We start from the raw sequence: 19,299 nt of genomic DNA on the forward strand, positions 1-19,299 counted from the left end.
GAAAGGAGCTTTGCATGACCGTCAAAGGCAAGACTGCACTCGTCACCGGTTCCACCAGTGGCATCGGTTTAGGCGTTGCCCAGGTGCTGGCCCGTGCCGGCGCCAACATCGTGCTCAACGGTTTTGGCGACCCGGCAGCGGCGCTGGCCGAGATCACCCGCCACGGGGTGAAGGCTGTTCACCACCCGGCAGACCTGTCGGACGCAAGCCAGATTGAAGCGTTGTTCGCCCTGGCCGAACGCGAATTCGGTGGCGTCGACATCCTGGTCAACAACGCCGGTATCCAGCACGTAGCGCCGGTGGAGCAGTTCCCGGTGGAAAGCTGGGACAAGATCATCGCCCTCAACCTGTCAGCCGTGTTCCATGGTACGCGCCTGGCGCTACCGGGCATGCGCTCGCGCAACTGGGGGCGCATCATCAACATTGCCTCGGTGCATGGCCTGGTCGGCTCATCAGGCAAAGCGGCCTACGTGGCGGCCAAGCATGGCGTGGTCGGCCTGACCAAGGTGGTGGGCCTGGAAACCGCCACCAGCAATGTCACCTGCAACGCCATCTGCCCCGGCTGGGTGCTGACACCGCTGGTGCAAAAGCAGATCGACGATCGTGCTGCCAACGGTGGCGATCCACTGCAAGCACAGCACGACCTGCTTGCCGAGAAGCAACCGTCGCTGGCATTCGTCACCCCCGAGCACCTGGGTGAACTGGTACTATTCCTGTGCAGCGAGGCCGCAAGCCAGGTTCGCGGCGCCGCCTGGAATGTCGATGGTGGCTGGTTGGCCCAGTGACGGGGGGCGTGGGCCTGGCAGCGGCGTTGCATTCGTTTATCTGCAAGGAGGCCCTATGCGCCCAACCCCGATCACCGCGATCCTGGCCCTGACCCTGGCTGCCGCCGCGCCTGCAATGGCTGCCAGCCTGAAGGACGTCGCGCCCTACCCCAAGGCAGAAAAAGGCTTCACCCGGCAGGTGATCCACCTGCCGGCACAGGCCGATGAGTCGGCTTTCAAACTGGAAATCCTCGCTGGCAAGACGTTGCAGGTTGACTGCAATCGCCAGCACCTGGTCGCCAGCCTGCAAGAGCGCACTCTCGAAGGCTGGGGCTACAACTACTACCGCCTGGGCAAAGTCAGCGGCCCGGTCAGCACGATGATGGCCTGCCCGGACGGCAAGAAGACCGAAGCCTTCGTGCCAGTGGTGGGTGACGGCTTCCTGCTGCGCTACAACAGCAAGCTGCCGGTGGTGGTTTACGTACCCAAGGATGTCGAAGTGCGCTACCGCGTCTGGTCGGCGTCGCAGGATGTGCAAAAGGCCAAAGTAGAGTAAGCGCTGGAAGCTACACGGTCCCTGTAGGAGCGGCCTGGTGTCGCGATGGGCCGCAAAGCGGCCCCAGATTTTCAGCTTCGCAGTCCAGACTCCCGGGGCCGCTTTGCGGCCCATCGCGACACAAGGCCGCTCCTACAAAGAGTACGCAATCGCTTCAAGGCAAATGAATCAGGCATAATGCGCCCCTTTTTTGCGCCACGAAGCACAGGTACCCCATGAAAGCCCAAGCCCGCCACATCCTGGTCAAGACCGCTGACGAAGCCGAAAAGCTCAAGCAGCGCATCGCCAACGGCGAGGCTTTCGACGTACTCGCCAGGAAGTTCTCCATTTGCCCTTCGGGCAAGCGTGGTGGTGACTTGGGCGAAATTCGCCCGGGCCAGATGGTCGGTGCCATCGACCAGGTGATATTCAAGAAGCCGCTGCGCGTGGTACATGGGCCGATCAAGAGCAAGTTCGGCTACCACCTGGTGCAAACGTTCTACCGCGATTGATATCAGCAGGCCACCTGACATTTTTGCCAGTTGTCCCGTCACTGCACATTACATACAACACAGGCAGGGCCGAAGCCGTGCGACCGGCGCCGCTTCAGGTAGTGGACCCTTCAACGGATCTGGAGACCTGCCTATGCGATGCATTCGCTTGCTACTGCCTGTTACCCTTCCCCTGCTGGCACTGCCATTGCTGGCCCATTCCCAATCCCTGACGGTTACGCCCGGTGAGAACCTTGGCGCGCTTGTGCAAACTTCGGCTGCAGACGATTTCACCATCAGTGGCGGTACGGTGCAGTCGTTGCAACAAGGCGATGGCGAGGACACCTTCACCATGTCTGGCGGTACGCTAGGGTCGTTGAACCAGGGCGGTGACATGGACACGTTCACCATGACCGGTGGCACCATCACCGGCGCGTTCGAAGATGGTGACACTGGTTGGTTCAAAGGTGGCAGCATTGGCCGGATCGACCTCAAGCTGGCGGACAACTTCCTTGAGATATCCCAGGACCTCGGGGTTGAAACGGTTGTGGTGGGCAACGTCGTCAGCGGCCTTGGCAACGACACGATCATCATGACCGGCGGCACCATCGGCGGTGATATCAGCACCAGTAGCGGCGTAGACAAGATCACCATCAGCGGCGGCACGCTCAAAGGCGAAATACGCACTGGCAACGATGATGATGTGTTTACCTGGACTGGGGGTCAAATCGGCAAACGGGTCATTCTGGAAAATGGTAACGACACAGCTACCGTCCGCACCCTCGATCTCAGCAACTCGACCGTTACCCTGGACGGCGGCACGGGTACGGACACGCTTTCGTTCGAGCAGAGCAAGGTCGGCAAAGGTGCCTTGTACGTCAACTGGGAATCCATCAGCCTCACCCAAGGCAGCCAGCTGACCCTTGACGACACCCTTACCCTGGGCGACTTGGGCGCCGACCAGCCACGCGTGATCCCCGCCACGGGCACCGGCACCTTGCTGATCGATGCAGACAGCTCGCTGATCAGCCGCCAGGGCAGCATCACCAGTGCCCAGACGGATAACAAGGTAGCGGTTGTAAACGCTGGCACCATCGACCTGAGCCGTGGCAATGACGCCCAGGGCCAGCTGACCATTCAGGGTGACTACACCGGCAACAACGGCACCCTGCGCCTGAACAGCGTGCTGGCAGGCGATGACGCCGCCTCCGACCGTTTGGTGGTCAGCCGGGGTGCCATCAGCGGCTCTACCCAACTACTCATCAACAACCTCAATGGCACGGGTGCAGCGACTGCGCAGAACGGCATCCAGGTCGTTGAAGCCCGTGACGGCGCCACCAGTACTGCCACTGCCTTCGTGCAGACACAGACGCTGTCGGTTGGTGCATACGATTACCGCCTGTTCAAAGGCGGGGTAACCGCCGGTAGCGAAAACAGCTGGTACCTGCGCTCGACCGTGGTCGCTCCAGCCCCTGTACCGGAAACGCCAACCCAGCCTACAGAGCCAACAGAGCCGGGGGAGCCCCCAGTGATCGCCCCGGCGCAAACGCTACCGGTAGCGGCCCCGGCACCCGGCCAGGTCGAACTGCCCGCCCCCGTGCAAGGCGAAAGTTTGCCCCTGTATCGCCCGGAAGTTCCGGTTTACGCCGCAGCCCCAAGGGGCGCCGCGATCATCGCCCGCCAGGCCTTGGGCACCTTCCACCAACGCCAGGGCGACCAACAGTTGCTCAAAGGTGAAGGCGGCCTGCCCGCCAGTTGGGGCCAGGCCTACGGCGGCACATTGCGCCAGCAATGGAGCGGTACGGTCAGCCCGAGCCTGGATGGCGACCTGTACGGATTCAAAGTCGGCCAGGACCTGTACGCCAAGGTGGGTGACAACGGCTATCGCCAGCATGTCGGGTTCTACGTCAGCCACAGTCGCCTGGACGCCGACGTAAAAGGCTTTGCCCTGGCCGTACAGGACCGCAGCGTCGGCGACCTGAAACTCGACGGCGACAGCGTGGGCGCCTACTGGACACTGGTCGGGCCGCAGGGCGCGTATCTGGATACCGTGTTGCAGTACACCCGCCTCGATGGCCGCGCCCGCTCGGATCGCGGCGACAAGCTCGACATCGACGGCCACGCCTGGACCGCTTCGCTGGAGTCCGGCTACCCCATCGCCCTGTCCGAACGCTGGACCCTGGAGCCACAAGCCCAGCTGATTGCGCAAAAAGTATCGCTCGACAGCGCAAGCGACAGTGTCTCGAGAATCAGTCATGACGCCCAGGTAGAGTTGACCGGGCGGTTGGGAGTGCGCCTGGAAGGTGCGTTCACGGGCAGTAGCGGGCGCCTGTTGCAACCCTACGCACAGCTCAACTTGTGGCACAGTGATGGTGGCCGCGATACCTTGACCTTCGATGATGTCGACAAGATCAAGACCGACTACCGCTACACCTCCGCACAACTGGAAGCCGGCGTGGTAGCACAGGTCAGTGAAGCACTGAGCCTGCACGGCGGCGTGCAGTACACCGCCAACCTGGACAGCCGCCAGCAAGAAGCCAGCGGCGTGAACCTAGGGGTGCGCTGGCAGTTCTAGCGGCGCGCTGCCAGCAAGCCGAGGCCAGCGCAGCCCAGCAGGGAGGCGCTGACCCGGTTGAACAGGCGGCGTGGGCCGGGCTGGCTGAACCAGCGCTGCATGTAGGTGCCCAAGCCTGCGTAGATGGCAATCGCCGCCCACTCAAGCAGCAGGAACAGCACGCCCAGCCACAGGAACTGCTCGCTCACCGGGGTGGCGCTGCCGACCGATACGAACTGCGGCAGGAAAGCGGTGAAGATCAGAATGGCCTTGGGGTTACCGGCCGCCACCCAGAACTCCTGCCGTGCCAGGCGCCAGGTGCCACGCGGGTGATCCGTTGCCACCACGGCCTCGCCCACCGGTGCCCGCCACAGTTGCCAGGCGATATAGAACAGGTACGCCGCACCCACCACCTTGATGGTCAGGAACAGGTATTCGCTGGTGTGCAGCACTACGGCCAGGCCCATGGCCGCCAGGGCGATCATGCCGCTGAATGCGATAATGCGCCCGCCACCGGCCACGCAGGCGGTGCGCAGGCCATAGCGGCTGGCATTGTGCAACGACAGCAGGTTGTTGGGCCCCGGCGCCATGTTCAAAGCGAAGCAGGCGGGAATGAAGAGCAGCAGGCTTGAAAGATCCATTGTTGTTTTCCTTTGGCAACTGCTGTCTATTTCGGCGGTTGCGGGGCCTTGCGGTCAAGTTACAGCCAGCGATAAAAACTGTACGGGTACACGCCACCTGTTACGCTGGCGGTGCCACCGAGGACCTTGAGATGCTCCGTTCGCAAACCGCGCTATGGCGCGACCCGGCTCTCCCGCATGTAGAAAGCCGCCGTGCCTGCCATAGCCGGGCCTGTTACAAGGCCCACAGCCACCCGACGTTTTCCATCGGCGCGGTGGATGCCGGCCACAGCCATTTCACCGGCGCCGCACACGGGCAGGAACGCCTGACGCCCGGTACGCTGGTGCTGGTGCCAGCCCACCGCGTACATGCCTGCAACCCCGAGCCTGGGCAGCCCTGGAGTTACCAGATGCTGCATGTGGATGCCGGGTGGCTGATGCAGCTGCGCCAAGAGTCAGGGCTGGGCGGTGCCGGTGCTTGTGAGCCGGCGCGTATCTGCCGGGAGGCGGCGGTGTATGGGCAGTTCTGCGAGCTCAACAGCTTGCTGTTTTCCAGCGCCAGCAACAGCGAGAAAGATGCCGCATTGATTACCTTTCTCGGTGATCTGGACGTTGCCGCTCATGCACCTCTGGCAGCGGCCCCTGCCTTGGGCGCCACAGCATTGAGCGGGTTGATCGCGCACCTAGAACGCCAGGACCCTGCGCAACTGAGCCTGGAGGTGCTGGCCCGCGAGGCCGGGCTTGGCCGCTACCAGCTGATTCGTACGTTCCGCACGGCCACCGGCTTTACCCCGCATGCCTACCTGCTCAATGCCCGGGTCAACCGTGGGCGGCAGTTGCTCGGTGAAGGGCAAGCGCTGGCAGAAGTGGCCTACCAGCTCGGGTTTGCGGACCAGAGCCATTTCCAGCGGGTGTTCAAGGCCCATGTGGGGGTGACACCGGGGCAATACCGGGGACGTTGATAGCCTGCAATATTGTTCAATACGGCGTGGCCCGGGCGGGGCAAAGTGCGGTTTTTACGCCTGAGCAGCCCCGATGCAACAATTCCTGATCATCGCCCTCGCCCATTTCCTCGCCCTGCTATCACCCGGCCCGGACTTCTTCCTGGTCGCACGCAGCTCGATCAACAGCGGCTGGCGGCTTGCCAGTGGCGCCTGCCTGGGGATCGCCCTGGCCAATGGCGCGTTCATTGCCATGGCCTTCACCGGCCTGGCCGTACTGCAGGAAGGCAGCCTGCTGTTCATTACCCTGCAACTGGCCGGTGCCTGTTACCTGCTGTACATCGGCATGCTGTTCCTGCGCCATGCCGGGCAAACCCAACTGAGCATGGTCGCGGGCAATCCGCAGGTGCAAGGCTGGTGGCGTGGTTTGGGCATGGGTTTGTTGTCTGGCATCCTCAACCCCAAGAATGCACTGTTCTATGCCAGCCTGGCGAGCATGGTTGCCAGCGCCAGCGCCGGCTGGAAAACGGCCTACGCCCTGTGGATGTTCAGCATTGTGCTGCTGTGGGACTTGCTGGTTGCCGTGGCCATCGGCAACCAGCGGGTATTGCGACGTTTCGCCCGTAGCCTGCCGTGGCTGGAGCGAGCCTCGGGCGTCATGCTGGTGGCATTGGCGCTGGTGTTGGTGATACATCTGGCGCGGCGCTGAGCAGTTTCAGCGTGCGCATGTCCATCAAACTGAAGTGGCCACTGGCCCAACCACCGGTGTCCAGGTGCCACACATTGCCCAGCAGCTTGGGCTCCAGCACCGGGGTGTGCCCGACCAGCAAGGCGCGCAGGCCTTGCACTGGCTGGGTATCGCCTTCCTTCAGCCGGCGGCGCGACCACTGGCACACTTCCCGCACTTTGGGGTCGTCGTCCAGCTCCAGTTCCAGCCAACTCCGTAATGCTGCCCAATCGGCAAACGGGCTGTCGGCGTGTAGAAGGCCCACCAAACCATCCGCACTTTCCACTTCGATCGCAATCGGCAGCTGCTCGAAGCGTTCCACGTAGCGTAATTGCTCGGCCCGCGGCAGGTCGAGGAACCAGCTTCCGCCCGCTGCACGGTACATGTCCAGGTCAAGCCGCCCACCCCGCACGCGCGTGATTGCCAGCGCTTCATGGTTGCCTTGCACCGCATGAAACCAAGGCCGCGCAAGCCACTCCAACGCTGCCTCGCTGTGCGGCCCGCGATCGACCAGGTCACCCACGCTGAACAGGCGGTCCACGGCCGGGTCGAACCCCACCGCTTCCAGGCACTGCTCCAGGCGCTGGAAGTGGCCATGGATATCGCCCACCGCCAGGTCCCGTCCGCGGATGTTGGCGAGTAACCGCCGAAACCGTCCCATTACAATCTTCCTCTGCTGGTGGCGCCATGGCAGGCGTAAAATGGAAGCACTCCCCAACTACCCCGGAGGTGCATCATGCGTACTGCCCTCATGTGTGCCGTGCTCATGGCGCTGTCACTGGACAGCATGGCACAAGGTGCCCCGGCCGCGCAGGTCGAGGTGCGTTTCGACCATCCGGAAAAATTCCGCGATGCCAGCCTGGACAGCCATGGCTATGAGCGTGGCGCCGATGACTATGTGATGAAAACCCTCACCCAGTACCTGCAGAAACTCGGCCAGCGCTACCTGCAACCAGGCCAGCAACTGGTCATTGATATCCGCGATATCGACCTGGCCGGGCGCTTCGAGCCTTGGCACAGCCAGGCTTACGATGTGCGCTACATGCGCGAGATCACCTGGCCGACCATCGACCTGACCTACACCCTCAGCCAAGCGGGCAAGCCCGCCCGACAAGTGCAAGAGCGGGTCAGCGACAAGATGTACCTGAGCCGCCCGGGCAGGGTCGCCAGCAGCAGCGACCGCCTGTATGCCGAGAAAGCCATGCTCAACGACTGGTTCCGCCAGCGCTTCGCCGCGCACCCGGCAACCTGAAAAACCCTTCACTGGTACAGGCGTTGGTGCCGGTAGTATGCTCGGCCTTTCAACCTGTACCAGGGAATGGTTTAGATGAAACTGTGCGCCGTACAACTGGCATCGCTCAAGGGTGATTTGCCAGGCAACCTCCAGCGCCACCTTGCCTGCATCGGGCAAGCCGCGGCCCTTGGCGCCGAGCTGGTGGTATTCCCCGAACTTTCGCTGACAGGCTATGAACCTGCCCTGGCACGCCAGACCGCCCTGCCGGTCAGCTCTGCAAGGCTGGACCCGTTGCAAGCGGCCTGTGACCGGCTTGGCATCACCGTGGCCGCAGGCCTGCCGTTGCCGGCACCCGAGGGCATTCGTATCGGCATGCCGGTGTTCAGCCCCATGGCTGCCCGCCAGGCCTATGCCAAACGGCGCCTGCATGAAGACGAGTTGCCTTATTTCATCCCGGGCGACCAGGCATTGTTGCTGCAGGTGGGTGAACACCGGGTGGCACCGGCAATCTGCTACGAATCGATGTTCATGGCGCACGCGGCCGCTGCCCGCGAGCTTGGCGCCGACCTGTATCTGGTCAGTGTGGCGAAAACCACCAAGGGCATCAGCGAGGGATACGCGCATTACCCCGATGTAGCGCGTGAGCTGGGCATGCCGGTGTTGATGGCCAACTGCGTGGGCCCGGCCGACACCTTCATCGGTGCCGGCGGTTCGGCCGCATGGGACAGCCAAGGGCGCTTGCTGGCCAGCCTGGATGACCACAGTGAAGGGCTGATCCTGCTGGACACTGGCAACGCCAGCGCAATCGCCCTGCCCCTGGACCCACATCCGTCATGATCTACCTGCTTATCGCGCTTGCGAGTTACAGCGGCACGTATTACCTGGTCGGCTTGCTGATTCAGGGCCAGCTTGCCGATGTGGCCGAAGGGTTGCGCCATCGGCCCGATGCGCCGACACCCGGCGAGTACCTGCGCGAGGTCAGGTCCCATGCACGCAGGGCCCACCGGCACTACACCCTGATGGCCGGGTCGGTGGTGGCCATACTGGCCTGCCTGCTCGCCAGCTGGTTCACCTGACGCCTTACAGGTCCAGTGCCAAGCTCTGCCGACCTTCCAGCGCCAGCAAGTACTGCTTGGCCGCCAGGCCGCCGGCAAAGCCGGTGAGGCTGCCCGAAGCACCGATCACGCGGTGGCACGGGGCGATGATGGAGATCGGGTTGCGGCCGTTGGCGGCGCCTACCGCCCGCACTGCACTGGGGTTGCCGATTTGCCGGGCAATGTCGCTGTAGCTGCGGGTTTCACCAAACGGTATCGCCAGCAACGCGGCCCATACCTGACGCTGGAACGCGGTGCCGGCAAAGTCCAGCGCCAACTCGAAACACTGGCGTTTGCCGGCAAAATACTCGCCGAGTTGCCGAGCGGTTTCCCGCAGCACCGGGCACTGGTCGTCGCGGTGCAAGGCGCCGAGGCGCACGCGGTTTTCCCGTTCGTTTTCCCACAGTACGGCGGCCAAACACTCGCCACGCGCCACCAGGGTCAAGGTGCCGACGGGCGACTGCATGAGCGTGAATGCGCTGGACATAAGCGTTTACCTGCCTGTTTGCGATGGGCGTACTGTACGCATCCACAGCCCTGCACGCACCCGCTTTCTTGCTCAGGTAATTGCACAACCGGCAATCTGCCGCGCCTCGTTGAGGTTGACCTTGGGGATCAACTCGGCGGGTATGCGCGAGTTGGCCGACAGGTTGTAGACGTGGAAGTGCTCGTTCACCACCTCCCGCGCCATCAGCGTCAGCGACGGCAGGATGCGGCTGTCCCAGTGCTGGTCGAGCCCGCACGGCGAGCACGGGCCCTGGCCATTTTCGTAGAAGCGCCCCACGGTCTGGTCCAGGTCTACCCCAACCAGCAACACTTCTTCAAAGCCCAGGTGATACGCCAGTTGCAACGCCACATAGGCCACAGTCCGGGCATCAAAGAACCCGTATGCCAGGTCTTTGCTGAAGGCGATCGATCGGGTCCGTTTGCTCCACAGTGCACGGTTGCACACGCAGTTGTCACCGTGACCACGCAAACCGTCCAGCAGGCCTGGGGTATCGGCCTTGCGCAGGGCGTAGCGTTCGGTGCTGGCTGGCAACTTGGCACCGGTGTATTGCTCGGGCCAGAGCGCCAGGCGTTCGCTGTCGCGCAGGGCGGTGGCGAACAGGGCCGGCTGTTGCTGCCGGAAGCTTTTGTCCGTGCACACGTAGAAGAAAGGCTTGATGCCATGTTCGGCAGTCATGGCGACCGAGCCGTTCATGGCGATGATGGGCAAATGCGCGAATTCGCCCAGTGGAAAATGCCTGGCAGAGGCGCCGGAGGCAAGAATCACCACGGGGCCCTGCCGGGTATTGCGACACGCCTCGAAACTGGAGAACGCCCCGCGTTCAGCGCTTGGCTGCGACGGAAGTGTGTTCATCAATGGCATCTATGACTGGACAGTACAAACCACAATACTGATCCGTGTATGTGCCGTGGCCGCTTTTACCTAACTTTACCCAACTGAACAGTAGTCGACCGCCGAGTCCATGATTGGCGGGGTTCAGGTTGCTGTGCAGCCCTGCATGGACCACCTGTACCAAGGGTAGTTCCCCTACTTTGCGTGAGGAATAGTAATTGCCGCTGCCGACACGACAGACGGCTCGATGCCCATGGCAGGCAAGTTAGTCATTGCCCGTTTGCCAATCTGCAAGCAGACGCTGGGCATTCGTTTCGCAATCCATCCCTTGTGGCTTGTCTTCGATACCGGCAATAACCGCCAGCAACTGGGCGCGGTTCTGCGCCAGGCGCTGTTGCATGGCTTCGATTTCCGTCACCTTGCGCTTGAGGCTCGCCAACAACAGGCCATGGCCCCTCTCCGTTGCCCCTGAGGCGTCGCCCAGCTTGCGCATTTCCTCAAGGCTGAACCCGGCCTGCTGGCCACAGGTGATGATCTCCAGCGCCCGAACTACCTGCTCCGGGTAATCCCGGTATCCATTACCCAGGCGCCGGGCGGCAATCAACCCGCTGGCTTCATAAAAGCGGATCCGCGAGGCACTGAGCCCCGTACGTCGCGCCAATTCACCAATTTTCATTTCGGCATCATTCCCCTATTGACCTTAAAGTTGACTTTAACCTTAGCCTTTTCGGGAACCTAGCCCACGCCTGCGCAAATCGATGCGTGGTAGCCATCTCGGAGATCGCCATGACGCCATTCCAGCCGCTGCACCTGCCCAATGGCAGCATCATTCCCAACCGTATCGCCAAGGCCGCGATGGAAGAAAACCTGGCTAACGCGGACCAGACCCCTTCCGCCAAATTGCTACGCCTTTACCAGGCCTGGGCCGAAGGTGGTGCCGGGTTGTTGCTGACAGGCAACGTGATGATTGACCCCGGAGCAATGACGGGGCCCGGCGGCGTGATGCTGGACAACAGCCAGCCGCTACAACCCTTTCGCGACTGGGCCCGCACAGGTCGGGCCCATGGCGCGCAGTTCTGGATGCAGATCAACCACCCCGGGCGGCAGATGCAGGCCAACCTGGGCCAGCCCACCGTGGCACCGTCGGCTGTCGCCCTGGACATGGGCGGCCTGTCCAGCTTGTTCCCCGTGCCCAAGCCACTGGATGAAGCCGAGATCGCCGCACTGATCCAGCGCTTCGCCCGTACCGCAGCGCTGGCCGAAGAAGCAGGTTTCAACGGTGTGCAGATCCACGCCGCCCACGGCTATCTGCTGAGCCAGTTTCTGTCGCCGTTGAGCAACCAGCGTCAGGACCGCTGGGGTGGCAGCCTGGAAAACCGCGCACGGCTGTTGCTGGAAGTGGTCAAAGCCGTGCGCGAAGTGGTTTCGCCCGGTTTCAGTGTGGCCGTCAAGCTCAATTCGGCAGACTTCCAACGCGGCGGCTTCGAACCTGCCGATGCCCGCCAGGTGGTGCTGTGGCTGAATGAATTGCCGGTGGACCTGGTGGAGCTCTCGGGCGGCAGTTACGAGGCCCCCGCGATGCAGGGCGATGCGCGAGACGGCCGTACCCTGGCCCGCGAGGCTTACTTTCTGGAGTTTGCCCAGGAAATTGCGCGCATTGCGACCATGCCGGTTATGGTCACCGGGGGCATTCGCCGCCTGCCGGTGGTCGAGCAGGTACTGGTCAGTGGTGTGGCAATGGCCGGTATTGCCACGGCGCTGGCCGTGGAGCCCGCCCTGCCCCGGCGCTGGCAGCGAGGGGAACCTGCAGCCACCGCTGCATTGCAGCCGATTCGCTGGAAGCGCAAGGCGTTCGCGGCGTTGGCTTACATGGCCCTGGTGAAGTTGCAGATGCGCCGGCTGGCGGCCGGCAACAGCCCAAAAGCACACGCATCGCCGTTACGGGCCTTGTTGTTGGAACAGGGCTGCACCTTACTGCGGGTACGGCAGTACAGGCGTATGATGAAAGGCCGAGCGAACCAAGGGTGAGGGCGGTTCAAGCGGCTCGGGCTACTGAGGTCAGTCCAGGCATTCCCTGGCCGCCTGGCGCAACTTGTCGCCAGACAGGAAGCTGCCTTTGTAGAACGTTGCGCGGCTGCCCTCGCGAGCATCGACTACATCCAGCACGTCGTCGGAGGCTACCGCGCTGGGAGCCGTCAGCCGATAACCATGAGCGATGGACTTCTGTGTGGCCTGGGGCGCCAACGCTTGCCACTTGGGCAGGACACAGGCGGCATACTGCTGCGGTGACTTCTTGGTCAGTTTGCTGGCAGTGGGGTTGCCGGGCGTTGCGCAGCCGGCAAGGTTGGCGACTAACAAAGCGCCGATCAAAATACGAAAAGTAGGCATTTGCAATTGGCCGTTGAGGATACGCTGCATTCTATCGATAGTTGCGGGAAGTTACTAATCAACCAAGGTCTTGTTACAGGCGCCGTGCGCAATAGCACCTGATAATTCTGCCAGTGGCATGGGTTGGTAAATGCTGGGAAAGTGAAACAGCCAAGTGGCAACCAACCACGACCCTGTAAGGAACATCACGCCATGCAAAAGAATGCCAACACCACGCAGTTTTTCTACCAGAACGGAAAACTGATCACGCTCAAGACTGGAGAACAAGGCCAAAGCATCTTTCGAAATGCAGACATGCCGCTTGCAGAACAACAACCGCAAGGCAGCGGGTTGCTGGTTACGGACGACAAAGGCTCTGTACTTCAAGTGCAGCAAAAGGATTGATCGGCCCCGGTCTTCCCAAGGCGGGAAGACCCTGCCCCGCCAACAATGCCCGCTTGCACGAATCCATTTGCTCCTGCGCAAACCTGCGCCCGCCAGGTCCTTCTTGTACACTCCTCGCATTAGCCCCCACCTGCACATTTTTTGGTGAACGCATGATCGAGGTAACCGAGGTTTCCATTGCCGAGCTGCGCGACGCGCTCGAGTCGGGCCGCACGACGGCGGTCGAGCTGGTCAAGGCCTACCTGGCGCGTATCGACGCCTACGATGGCGCCGACACCGCCACGGCCTTGAACGCCGTGGTAGTGCGCAACCCAGAGGCGCTGAAAGAAGCCGAGGCCTCCGACGCCCGCCGCGCCAATGGCCAGGTGCTGAGCCCGCTGGACGGCATCCCCTACACCGCCAAGGACAGCTACCTGGTCAAAGGCCTGACGGCTGCTTCCGGCAGCCCTGCCTTCAAGGACCTGGTCGCCCAGCGCGACGCTTTCACCATCGAGCGCCTGCGCGCCGCCGGTGCCGTGTGCCTGGGCAAGACCAACATGCCCCCTATGGCCAACGGTGGCATGCAGCGCGGCGTGTATGGCCGCGCCGAAAGCCCGTACAACGCCAATTACCTGACCGCACCCTTTGCCTCGGGCTCTTCCAACGGTGCCGGTACCGCCACCGCTGCCAGCTTCAGCGCCTTCGGCCTTGCCGAAGAAACCTGGTCCAGCGGCCGTGGCCCGGCCTCCAACAACGGCTTGTGCGCCTACACCCCATCGCGTGGGGTGATATCGGTACGTGGCAACTGGCCGCTGACCCCGACCATGGATGTGGTAGTGCCTTACGCCCGCACCATGGCCGACTTGCTGGAAATCCTCGACGTGGTGGTAGCCGATGACGCTGACCCGCGTGGCGACCTGTGGCGCTTGCAGCCTTGGGTGCCGATCCCGGCAGCATCGGCTGTGCGCCCTGCGTCTTATCTGGACCTGGCAGTGGATGCCGGCGCACTCAATGGCAAGCGCTTTGGCGTGCCGCGCATGTATATCAATGCCGACACCGAGGCAGGCACCAGTGAGAAGCCAGGCATCGGTGGCCCGACCGGCCAGCGCATCAACACCCGCGCCACCGTGATCGACCTGTGGCAACAGGCACGCCAGGCCCTGGAAGCGGCCGGCGCCGAAGTGCTGGAAGTGGACTTCCCGCTGGTTTCCAACTGCGAGGGCGACCGCCCGGGCGCCCCGACTGTCTACAACCGCGGCATCGTCAGCAAGGAGTTCCTGCATGATGAACTGTGGGAACTGTCCGGCTGGGGCTTTGACGACTTCCTGCGTGCCAACGGTGACCCCAAGCTCAACCGCCTGGCCGATGTCGACGGCCCACGGATCTTCCCGCACGACCCTGGCACCCTGCCCAACCGCGAGGACGACCTGGCTGCCGGCATGGACGAATACGTCAACATGGCCAAGCGCGGGCTGAAGACCTGGGACCAGATCGAAACCCTGCCTGACGGCCTGCGCGGCCTGGAACTGACCCGCAAGACGGACCTGGAAGACTGGATGGACAGGTTGGGCCTGGATGCGGTGCTGTTCCCGACCGTGGCCGACGTGGGCCCGGCGGATGCCGACGTCAACCCGGCCTCGGCAGACATCGCCTGGAGCAACGGCATCTGGGTGGCCAACGGCAACCTGGCAATTCGTCATCTTGGCGTGCCGACTGTCACCGTGCCGATGGGTGTGATGGCCGATATCGGCATGCCGGTGGGCCTGACCTTTGCCGGGCGGGCTTACAGCGATAATGCGCTGTTGAGCTTTGGCGCAGCCTTCGAAGCGACCGGCTCGCGCCGCATGATCCCACCACGGACCCCGGCCCTGCGCTAAACACTCAAGGGGGCCGCTTTGCGGCCCATTCGCGGGTAAACCCGCTCCCACAGGTACTGCACCGCATTCAAGGGCGGTGCAGTACCTGTGGGAGCGGGTTTACCCGCGAATGGGCCTGTAAAAGCAAATCGCATAATTCAACCCAATGTGTAAAAATACACAAAATGTTGATTTATTGATCTGCCATGCCTATCACCCCCAGCGAAGAACGCCAGCTCACCCTCACCGTACTCAAGGCCGCCATCCAGGCCCTGGGTAGCGTTGCTGCACGCAACATGGAAATCCTCCTGCACGACCTGGACCACCCGGAGCACTCCGTGGTGGCGATCGTCAACGGCCACCTTTCCGGCCGTAGCGTCGGCAGCCCGATTCTCGCTGCCCCGGAACAGGACCAAGGGTTCAAGGCATTGATGCAGGCCTCGGCCGATCAGCGCGGCTGCGAGCCCGTGGTACTCCCCGACTACCCCACCACGCTCAAGGGCCGCAGCCTGCGCAGTGCCACCGCCATCTTCCGCGACAGCACCGGCCACCCCTTCGCCAGCCTGTGCGTCAACACCGACGTCACCGGCCTGGACGCTGCCATGAGTTTTCTCCAGCAGCTACAGCCGTTGGGGGCCACACCTGCCGTCAGCGAACCTGCCGACATGGAACTGCTGATGAGTGAAATCATCCAGGCCTCGCTGCAGCGTACCGGCCAGGGGCGAATGAACAAACAGGCCAAAGTCGAGGCTGTTCGAGTCATGCAGGAACGCGGCCTGTTCATCGTCAAAGGCGGCGTCGAGAGGGCTGCCAGTGCCCTGGGCGTGACCCGTTACACCATTTACAACTACCTTGAACAATTGCGCGGAGCCAGCCAATGACCTTGCATATCCACACCCCCCTGATCGAATCGCGCCCGCTGTCGTTGGCCGCCGGCTGCAATGTCTGGCTCAAGCTCGATGCCCTGCAACCTTGCGGCTCATTCAAGCTGCGCGGGGTGGGCCATGCCTGCGAAGTGCATCAGGCCCGCGGCGCCAAACAGTTCATCTCGTCCTCGGGTGGCAACGCCGGCCTGGCGGTGGCATACGCTGGGCGCAAGCTGGGCGTGCCGGTAACCGTGGTAGTGCCCGAAACCACCACTGAACGGGCCAGGCAATTGCTGCGCCTGGAAGACGCCAAGGTGGTGGTACATGGCAGCTCCTGGCAAGAAGCCAACGCCCTGGCACAGACCCTCATCGGCCCGGATGACGCCTTTATCCACCCGTTTGACGACCCGCTGCTGTGGACCGGGCATGCCAGCCTGATCGATGAAGTGGCCGAAGCCGGCGTGAAGCCCGACGCGGTGGTGTTGTCGGTAGGCGGTGGCGGTTTGCTCAGCGGCGTGGTCGAAGGATTGCAGCGCAATGGTTGGGCTGATGTACCGGTGCTGGCAGTGGAAACCAACGGCGCAGCATCTCTGCATGCGGCCATACAGGCGGGGCATTCGGTCGAGCTGGAGCGTATCGCTTCAGTGGCAACGTCGCTGGGGGCAAAGCGCGTCGCAAACCAGGCGCTGGTCTGCGCACAGCAGCACCCGGTGCACAGCCACCTGGTCAGCGATCGCGCAGCGCTGCAGGCCTGCGAGCGGTTCCTGCTGGACCATCGCGTGCTGGTGGAGCCGGCCTGCGGAGCGGCGTTGGCACTGGCCTATGCACCGGCCACCCTGGCGCAATACCAGAACGTGCTGGTGGTGGTTTGCGGCGGCGCTACGGCCACGCTGGAACAGATCCAGGCGTGGTTGCAGCAGGCCGATTGAGGCCTGCCACTTGTCGGTGCTGATTACGATAGTCACATGCGCCTGATCTACTGAGCCCGCCGCAACCGGAAAAATGCCTTCGCAACGGCGTCAACCCTGACGAAATGCGTATCGCACCCTTTCGGTCAGCGGCAAGTGAAGGCACAATGCGTGTCCTTTTTTTGGCCGGCCTTGCCGGGGGCCTTTAAATGATCAAGACGCCGTATTACCTCATCGACAAAACCAAGCTGCTCAGCAACATGGAGAAGATCGCCTACGTGCGTGAACACTCCGGTGCCAAGGCGCTGCTTGCCCTCAAGTGCTTCGCTACCTGGTCGGTGTTCGACCTGATGCAGCAGTACATGGACGGCACCACCTCGTCCTCCCTGTTCGAGCTCAAGCTCGGCCGCCAGAAGTTCGCCGGCGAAACCCACGCCTACAGCGTGGCCTGGGCCGACGACGAGGTCGAGGAGATGCTCGAGAACTGCGACAAGATCATCTTCAACTCGATCGGCCAGCTGCAGCGCTTTGCCGAACAGTCCGAAGGCAAGGTACGTGGCCTGCGCGTCAACCCGCAGGTCAGCAGTTCCGACTACCTGCTGGCCGACCCGGCCCGCCCGTTCAGCCGCCTGGGCGAATGGGACCCGGAAAAGATCGAACAGGTGATCGAGCAGATCTCCGGCTTCATGTTCCACAACAATTGCGAGAACGGCGACTTCGGCCTGTTCGACAAGATGCTCACGCACATTGAAGAACGCTTCGGCCACCTGCTGCACAAGGTCGAGTGGGTCAGCCTGGGTGGCGGCATCCACTTCACCGGTGAAGACTATGCGGTAGACGCCTTCTGCGCGCGCCTCAAGGCCTTCTCGCAAACCTACGGCGTGCAGGTGTACCTGGAGCCGGGCGAAGCAGCCATCACCAACAGTGCTTCGCTGGAAGTGACCGTGCTCGACACCCTGTACAACGGCAAGCACCTCGCCGTGGTCGACAGCTCCATCGAAGCGCACCTGCTCGACCTGCTGATCTACCGCCTCAATGCCAAGATGGCCCCCAACGACGGCGAGCACACCTACATGGTCTGCGGCAAGTCGTGCCTGGCCGGTGACATCTTCGGCGAGTACCAATTCGACCGCCCGTTGGCCATTGGCGATCGCCTGTCGTTCATCGACACGGCGGGCTACACCATGGTCAAGAAAAACTGGTTCAACGGTCTGAAGATGCCTTCCATCGTGGTCAAGCAACTCGACGGCAGTGTCGAGGTTGTTCGCGAGTTCGGTTTCGAAGACTACGTTTCCAGCCTGTCGTAAGACTGGCCATCCAAGTAAGGAGCAAAAGGTAAATTGAAGAAGAACGTTCTTATCATTGGTGCAGGAGGTGTCGCCAAGGTGGTGGCCCACAAGTGCGCGCAGCATAACGACGAACTGGGTCGTATCGCTATCGCGTCACGGAACATCTCCAAATGCCAGGCCATCATCGACAGCGTCAAGGCCAAGGGTAGCCTCAAGGTACCCGCCGACATCCAGGCCTTCTCGCTCAACGCCCTCGATGTCGAGGCGACCAAGGCACTGATCCGCGAGACCGAATCGCAGATCGTGATCAACGTCGGTTCAGCGTTCCTCAACATGTCGGTGCTGCGTGCCTGCATCGATACCGGTGTCGCCTACCTGGACACCGCCATCCACGAAGAGCCGGGCAAGATCTGCGAAACCCCGCCGTGGTACGGCAACTACGAGTGGAAACACCTCGAAGAGTGCCAACAAAAGGACATTACCGCCATTCTCGGCGTCGGTTTCGACCCGGGTGTGGTGAACAGCTACGCAAAACTTGCGCAGCAGCAGTATTTCGACAGCATTGATTCGATCGACATTCTCGACGTCAATGCCGGTTCGCATGGCAAGTACTTTGCCACCAACTTCGACCCGGAAATCAACTTCCGCGAGTTCACCGGGCAAGTATGGAGCTGGCAGAACAGCCAGTGGACCAGCAACACCATGTTCGAAGTCAAGCGTACCGACGACCTGCCCGTGGTAGGTTCGCAAAACCTGTACCTGACGGGTCACGACGAAGTTCACTCGATTTCGAAGAACCTCAACGTGCCGAACGTGCGTTTCTGGATGAGCTTCGGCGAACACTACATCAACGTGTTCACCGTGCTGAAAAACCTGGGCCTGCTCAGCGAGCAGCCGGTGAAAACCGCCGAAGGCCTGGAAGTGGTGCCGCTGAAGGTGGTGAAGGCCGTACTGCCAGATCCAGCCTCGCTGGCGCCTGGCTACACCGGCAAGACCTGCATTGGTGACCTGGTCAAGGGCACCAAGGATGGCCAGCCGCGCGAAGTCTTCATCTACAACGTGGCCGACCACGAAGAAGCCTACGCCGAGACCGACAGCCAGGGCATTTCCTACACTGCCGGCGTACCGCCGGTGGCTGCTGCCCTGCTGGTTGCCCGTGGCGAGTGGGATGCCAAGCGCATGGTCAACGTCGAGGAGCTGCCAGCCGAGCCGTTCCTCAAGGCACTGGACGTGATGGGCCTGCCGACCCGCGTGAAAGATGAAAAAGGCGATCGTCCTTGGGACGCTGAAGCCTAAGCGGTAAACAGAAGGGGCGCCACGTGGCGCCCTT

General features: G+C 62.5%; 22 protein-coding genes. 16 read left to right on the forward strand and 6 right to left on the reverse strand.

Annotated features, from left to right (window positions below; all coding sequences use genetic code 11):
* Positions 1-14 precede the first annotated feature (14 nt).
* From hbdH to ACIQUI_RS24905, 4 genes are all read left to right on the forward strand, one after another.
* The gene (gene hbdH, locus ACIQUI_RS24890; protein WP_403203306.1) at positions 15-785 is read left to right on the forward strand and encodes a 3-hydroxybutyrate dehydrogenase; all 771 of its coding nucleotides are present in this window, start codon (positions 15-17) and stop codon (positions 783-785) included.
* Between the two features lie 55 nt (positions 786-840).
* Positions 841-1,320 carry a serine protease inhibitor ecotin gene (gene eco / locus ACIQUI_RS24895; protein WP_403203307.1) on the forward strand — a complete coding sequence of 160 codons (480 nt, stop codon included), beginning with the start codon at positions 841-843 and terminating at the stop codon, positions 1,318-1,320.
* A 215-nt stretch (positions 1,321-1,535) separates the two neighbouring features.
* The gene (locus tag ACIQUI_RS24900) at positions 1,536-1,811 is read left to right on the forward strand and encodes a peptidylprolyl isomerase (RefSeq protein ID WP_167061156.1); all 276 of its coding nucleotides are present in this window, start codon (positions 1,536-1,538) and stop codon (positions 1,809-1,811) included.
* A gap of 133 nt (positions 1,812-1,944) precedes the next feature.
* On the forward strand, positions 1,945-4,365 hold the full coding sequence (locus ACIQUI_RS24905) for an autotransporter outer membrane beta-barrel domain-containing protein (RefSeq protein ID WP_403203308.1): 2,421 nt from the start codon (positions 1,945-1,947) through the stop codon (positions 4,363-4,365).
* Here ACIQUI_RS24905 and ACIQUI_RS24910 read toward each other — a convergent pair.
* The gene (locus tag ACIQUI_RS24910) at positions 4,362-4,985 is read right to left on the reverse strand and encodes a LysE family translocator (RefSeq protein ID WP_403203309.1); all 624 of its coding nucleotides are present in this window, start codon (positions 4,983-4,985) and stop codon (positions 4,362-4,364) included. The two genes, ACIQUI_RS24905 and ACIQUI_RS24910, sit on opposite strands and share 4 nt — an antisense overlap.
* A 131-nt stretch (positions 4,986-5,116) precedes the next feature.
* Between ACIQUI_RS24910 and ACIQUI_RS24915 the strand changes: the two genes are divergently transcribed.
* Together ACIQUI_RS24915 and ACIQUI_RS24920 are read left to right on the forward strand one after the other, a co-directional pair.
* Positions 5,117-5,926 (forward strand): AraC family transcriptional regulator, encoded by an 810-nt coding sequence (locus ACIQUI_RS24915; protein WP_403203310.1) that lies wholly within the window; start codon positions 5,117-5,119, stop codon positions 5,924-5,926.
* Between the two features lie 73 nt (positions 5,927-5,999).
* Entirely contained in the window at positions 6,000-6,614 is a 615-nt protein-coding gene (locus ACIQUI_RS24920; protein ID WP_403203311.1) for a LysE family translocator, read from the forward strand.
* Here ACIQUI_RS24920 and ACIQUI_RS24925 read toward each other — a convergent pair.
* Entirely contained in the window at positions 6,562-7,293 is a 732-nt protein-coding gene (locus ACIQUI_RS24925; protein ID WP_403203312.1) for a metallophosphoesterase, read from the reverse strand. The two genes, ACIQUI_RS24920 and ACIQUI_RS24925, sit on opposite strands and share 53 nt — an antisense overlap.
* A gap of 75 nt (positions 7,294-7,368) precedes the next feature.
* Between ACIQUI_RS24925 and ACIQUI_RS24930 the strand changes: the two genes are divergently transcribed.
* The 3 genes from ACIQUI_RS24930 to ACIQUI_RS24940 all read left to right on the forward strand — a co-directional run bounded on the left by ACIQUI_RS24930 (position 7,369) and on the right by ACIQUI_RS24940 (position 8,942).
* Positions 7,369-7,884 (forward strand): DUF3016 domain-containing protein, encoded by a 516-nt coding sequence (locus ACIQUI_RS24930; RefSeq protein WP_403203313.1) that lies wholly within the window; start codon positions 7,369-7,371, stop codon positions 7,882-7,884.
* 75 nt (positions 7,885-7,959) lie between these two features.
* Positions 7,960-8,703, forward strand: a complete 744-nt coding sequence (locus tag ACIQUI_RS24935; RefSeq protein ID WP_403203314.1) for a carbon-nitrogen hydrolase family protein — start codon at positions 7,960-7,962, stop codon at positions 8,701-8,703.
* A complete protein-coding gene (locus ACIQUI_RS24940; protein ID WP_403203315.1) occupies positions 8,700-8,942 on the forward strand; it encodes a hypothetical protein in 243 nt (80 codons plus the stop codon). The genes ACIQUI_RS24935 and ACIQUI_RS24940 overlap by 4 nt, the downstream gene beginning before the upstream one ends.
* Before the next feature lie 4 nt (positions 8,943-8,946).
* Here ACIQUI_RS24940 and ACIQUI_RS24945 read toward each other — a convergent pair whose 3' ends face one another.
* The 3 genes from ACIQUI_RS24945 to ACIQUI_RS24955 all read right to left on the reverse strand — a co-directional run bounded on the left by ACIQUI_RS24945 (position 8,947) and on the right by ACIQUI_RS24955 (position 10,975).
* Complete coding sequence (locus ACIQUI_RS24945; RefSeq protein ID WP_403203316.1) at positions 8,947-9,447, reverse strand: methylated-DNA--[protein]-cysteine S-methyltransferase; 501 nt, start codon at positions 9,445-9,447, stop codon at positions 8,947-8,949.
* Between the two features lie 72 nt (positions 9,448-9,519).
* On the reverse strand, positions 9,520-10,320 hold the full coding sequence (locus tag ACIQUI_RS24950) for a lipopolysaccharide biosynthesis protein (protein WP_403203317.1): 801 nt from the start codon (positions 10,318-10,320) through the stop codon (positions 9,520-9,522).
* Positions 10,321-10,564: 244 nt separating this feature from the next.
* The gene (locus ACIQUI_RS24955; protein WP_403203318.1) at positions 10,565-10,975 is read right to left on the reverse strand and encodes a MerR family transcriptional regulator; all 411 of its coding nucleotides are present in this window, start codon (positions 10,973-10,975) and stop codon (positions 10,565-10,567) included.
* A 110-nt stretch (positions 10,976-11,085) separates the two neighbouring features.
* On the opposite strand from ACIQUI_RS24955, the gene ACIQUI_RS24960 reads away from it, so the two are divergent.
* Positions 11,086-12,327: an NADH:flavin oxidoreductase/NADH oxidase family protein gene (locus ACIQUI_RS24960; RefSeq protein WP_403203319.1), complete on the forward strand. Its 1,242-nt coding sequence runs from the start codon at positions 11,086-11,088 to the stop codon at positions 12,325-12,327.
* 30 nt (positions 12,328-12,357) lie between these two features.
* Here ACIQUI_RS24960 and ACIQUI_RS24965 read toward each other — a convergent pair whose 3' ends face one another.
* Entirely contained in the window at positions 12,358-12,717 is a 360-nt protein-coding gene (locus tag ACIQUI_RS24965; RefSeq protein ID WP_403203320.1) for a hypothetical protein, read from the reverse strand.
* A gap of 162 nt (positions 12,718-12,879) precedes the next feature.
* Here ACIQUI_RS24965 and ACIQUI_RS24970 point away from each other — a divergent pair, with 162 nt between their 5' ends.
* From ACIQUI_RS24970 to ACIQUI_RS24995, 6 genes are all read left to right on the forward strand, one after another.
* Positions 12,880-13,071 (forward strand): hypothetical protein, encoded by a 192-nt coding sequence (locus ACIQUI_RS24970; protein WP_403203321.1) that lies wholly within the window; start codon positions 12,880-12,882, stop codon positions 13,069-13,071.
* Positions 13,072-13,223: 152 nt separating this feature from the next.
* Positions 13,224-14,927, forward strand: a complete 1,704-nt coding sequence (locus tag ACIQUI_RS24975) for an amidase (RefSeq protein WP_403203322.1) — start codon at positions 13,224-13,226, stop codon at positions 14,925-14,927.
* Between the two features lie 185 nt (positions 14,928-15,112).
* Entirely contained in the window at positions 15,113-15,787 is a 675-nt protein-coding gene (locus ACIQUI_RS24980; RefSeq protein WP_403203323.1) for a transcriptional regulator, read from the forward strand.
* A complete protein-coding gene (locus ACIQUI_RS24985) occupies positions 15,784-16,701 on the forward strand; it encodes a pyridoxal-phosphate dependent enzyme (protein WP_403203324.1) in 918 nt (305 codons plus the stop codon). Before ACIQUI_RS24980 ends, ACIQUI_RS24985 begins: the two co-directional genes overlap by 4 nt.
* A 188-nt stretch (positions 16,702-16,889) precedes the next feature.
* Positions 16,890-17,987 (forward strand): carboxynorspermidine decarboxylase, encoded by a 1,098-nt coding sequence (locus ACIQUI_RS24990; RefSeq protein WP_403203325.1) that lies wholly within the window; start codon positions 16,890-16,892, stop codon positions 17,985-17,987.
* A 33-nt stretch (positions 17,988-18,020) separates the two neighbouring features.
* Positions 18,021-19,265 carry a saccharopine dehydrogenase family protein gene (locus ACIQUI_RS24995; protein WP_403203326.1) on the forward strand — a complete coding sequence of 415 codons (1,245 nt, stop codon included), beginning with the start codon at positions 18,021-18,023 and terminating at the stop codon, positions 19,263-19,265.
* The last annotated feature ends 34 nt before the right edge of the window (positions 19,266-19,299 follow it).

Origin of the sequence: Pseudomonas sp. NPDC090592 (assembly GCF_044769185.1) — a bacterium.
GTDB lineage: Bacteria > Pseudomonadota > Gammaproteobacteria > Pseudomonadales > Pseudomonadaceae > Aquipseudomonas.

Coding starts and splice junctions, on each gene's coding strand:
- ACIQUI_RS24930 (WP_403203313.1), top strand. CDS start 7,369: ATGCGTACTGCCCTCATGTGTGCCGTGCTCATGGCGCTGTCACTGGAC.
- ACIQUI_RS24985 (WP_403203324.1), top strand. CDS start 15,784: ATGACCTTGCATATCCACACCCCCCTGATCGAATCGCGCCCGCTGTCG.
- ACIQUI_RS24920 (WP_403203311.1), top strand. CDS start 6,000: ATGCAACAATTCCTGATCATCGCCCTCGCCCATTTCCTCGCCCTGCTA.
- ACIQUI_RS24970 (WP_403203321.1), top strand. CDS start 12,880: ATGCAAAAGAATGCCAACACCACGCAGTTTTTCTACCAGAACGGAAAA.
- ACIQUI_RS24955 (WP_403203318.1), bottom strand. CDS start 10,975: ATGAAAATTGGTGAATTGGCGCGACGTACGGGGCTCAGTGCCTCGCGG.
- ACIQUI_RS24945 (WP_403203316.1), bottom strand. CDS start 9,447: ATGTCCAGCGCATTCACGCTCATGCAGTCGCCCGTCGGCACCTTGACC.
- ACIQUI_RS24950 (WP_403203317.1), bottom strand. CDS start 10,320: ATGAACACACTTCCGTCGCAGCCAAGCGCTGAACGCGGGGCGTTCTCC.
- hbdH (WP_403203306.1), top strand. CDS start 15: ATGACCGTCAAAGGCAAGACTGCACTCGTCACCGGTTCCACCAGTGGC.
- ACIQUI_RS24900 (WP_167061156.1), top strand. CDS start 1,536: ATGAAAGCCCAAGCCCGCCACATCCTGGTCAAGACCGCTGACGAAGCC.
- ACIQUI_RS24925 (WP_403203312.1), bottom strand. CDS start 7,293: ATGGGACGGTTTCGGCGGTTACTCGCCAACATCCGCGGACGGGACCTG.
- ACIQUI_RS24935 (WP_403203314.1), top strand. CDS start 7,960: ATGAAACTGTGCGCCGTACAACTGGCATCGCTCAAGGGTGATTTGCCA.
- ACIQUI_RS24940 (WP_403203315.1), top strand. CDS start 8,700: ATGATCTACCTGCTTATCGCGCTTGCGAGTTACAGCGGCACGTATTAC.
- ACIQUI_RS24905 (WP_403203308.1), top strand. CDS start 1,945: ATGCGATGCATTCGCTTGCTACTGCCTGTTACCCTTCCCCTGCTGGCA.
- eco (WP_403203307.1), top strand. CDS start 841: ATGCGCCCAACCCCGATCACCGCGATCCTGGCCCTGACCCTGGCTGCC.
- ACIQUI_RS24980 (WP_403203323.1), top strand. CDS start 15,113: ATGCCTATCACCCCCAGCGAAGAACGCCAGCTCACCCTCACCGTACTC.
- ACIQUI_RS24975 (WP_403203322.1), top strand. CDS start 13,224: ATGATCGAGGTAACCGAGGTTTCCATTGCCGAGCTGCGCGACGCGCTC.
- ACIQUI_RS24960 (WP_403203319.1), top strand. CDS start 11,086: ATGACGCCATTCCAGCCGCTGCACCTGCCCAATGGCAGCATCATTCCC.
- ACIQUI_RS24965 (WP_403203320.1), bottom strand. CDS start 12,717: ATGCAGCGTATCCTCAACGGCCAATTGCAAATGCCTACTTTTCGTATT.
- ACIQUI_RS24915 (WP_403203310.1), top strand. CDS start 5,117: ATGCTCCGTTCGCAAACCGCGCTATGGCGCGACCCGGCTCTCCCGCAT.
- ACIQUI_RS24910 (WP_403203309.1), bottom strand. CDS start 4,985: ATGGATCTTTCAAGCCTGCTGCTCTTCATTCCCGCCTGCTTCGCTTTG.
- ACIQUI_RS24990 (WP_403203325.1), top strand. CDS start 16,890: ATGATCAAGACGCCGTATTACCTCATCGACAAAACCAAGCTGCTCAGC.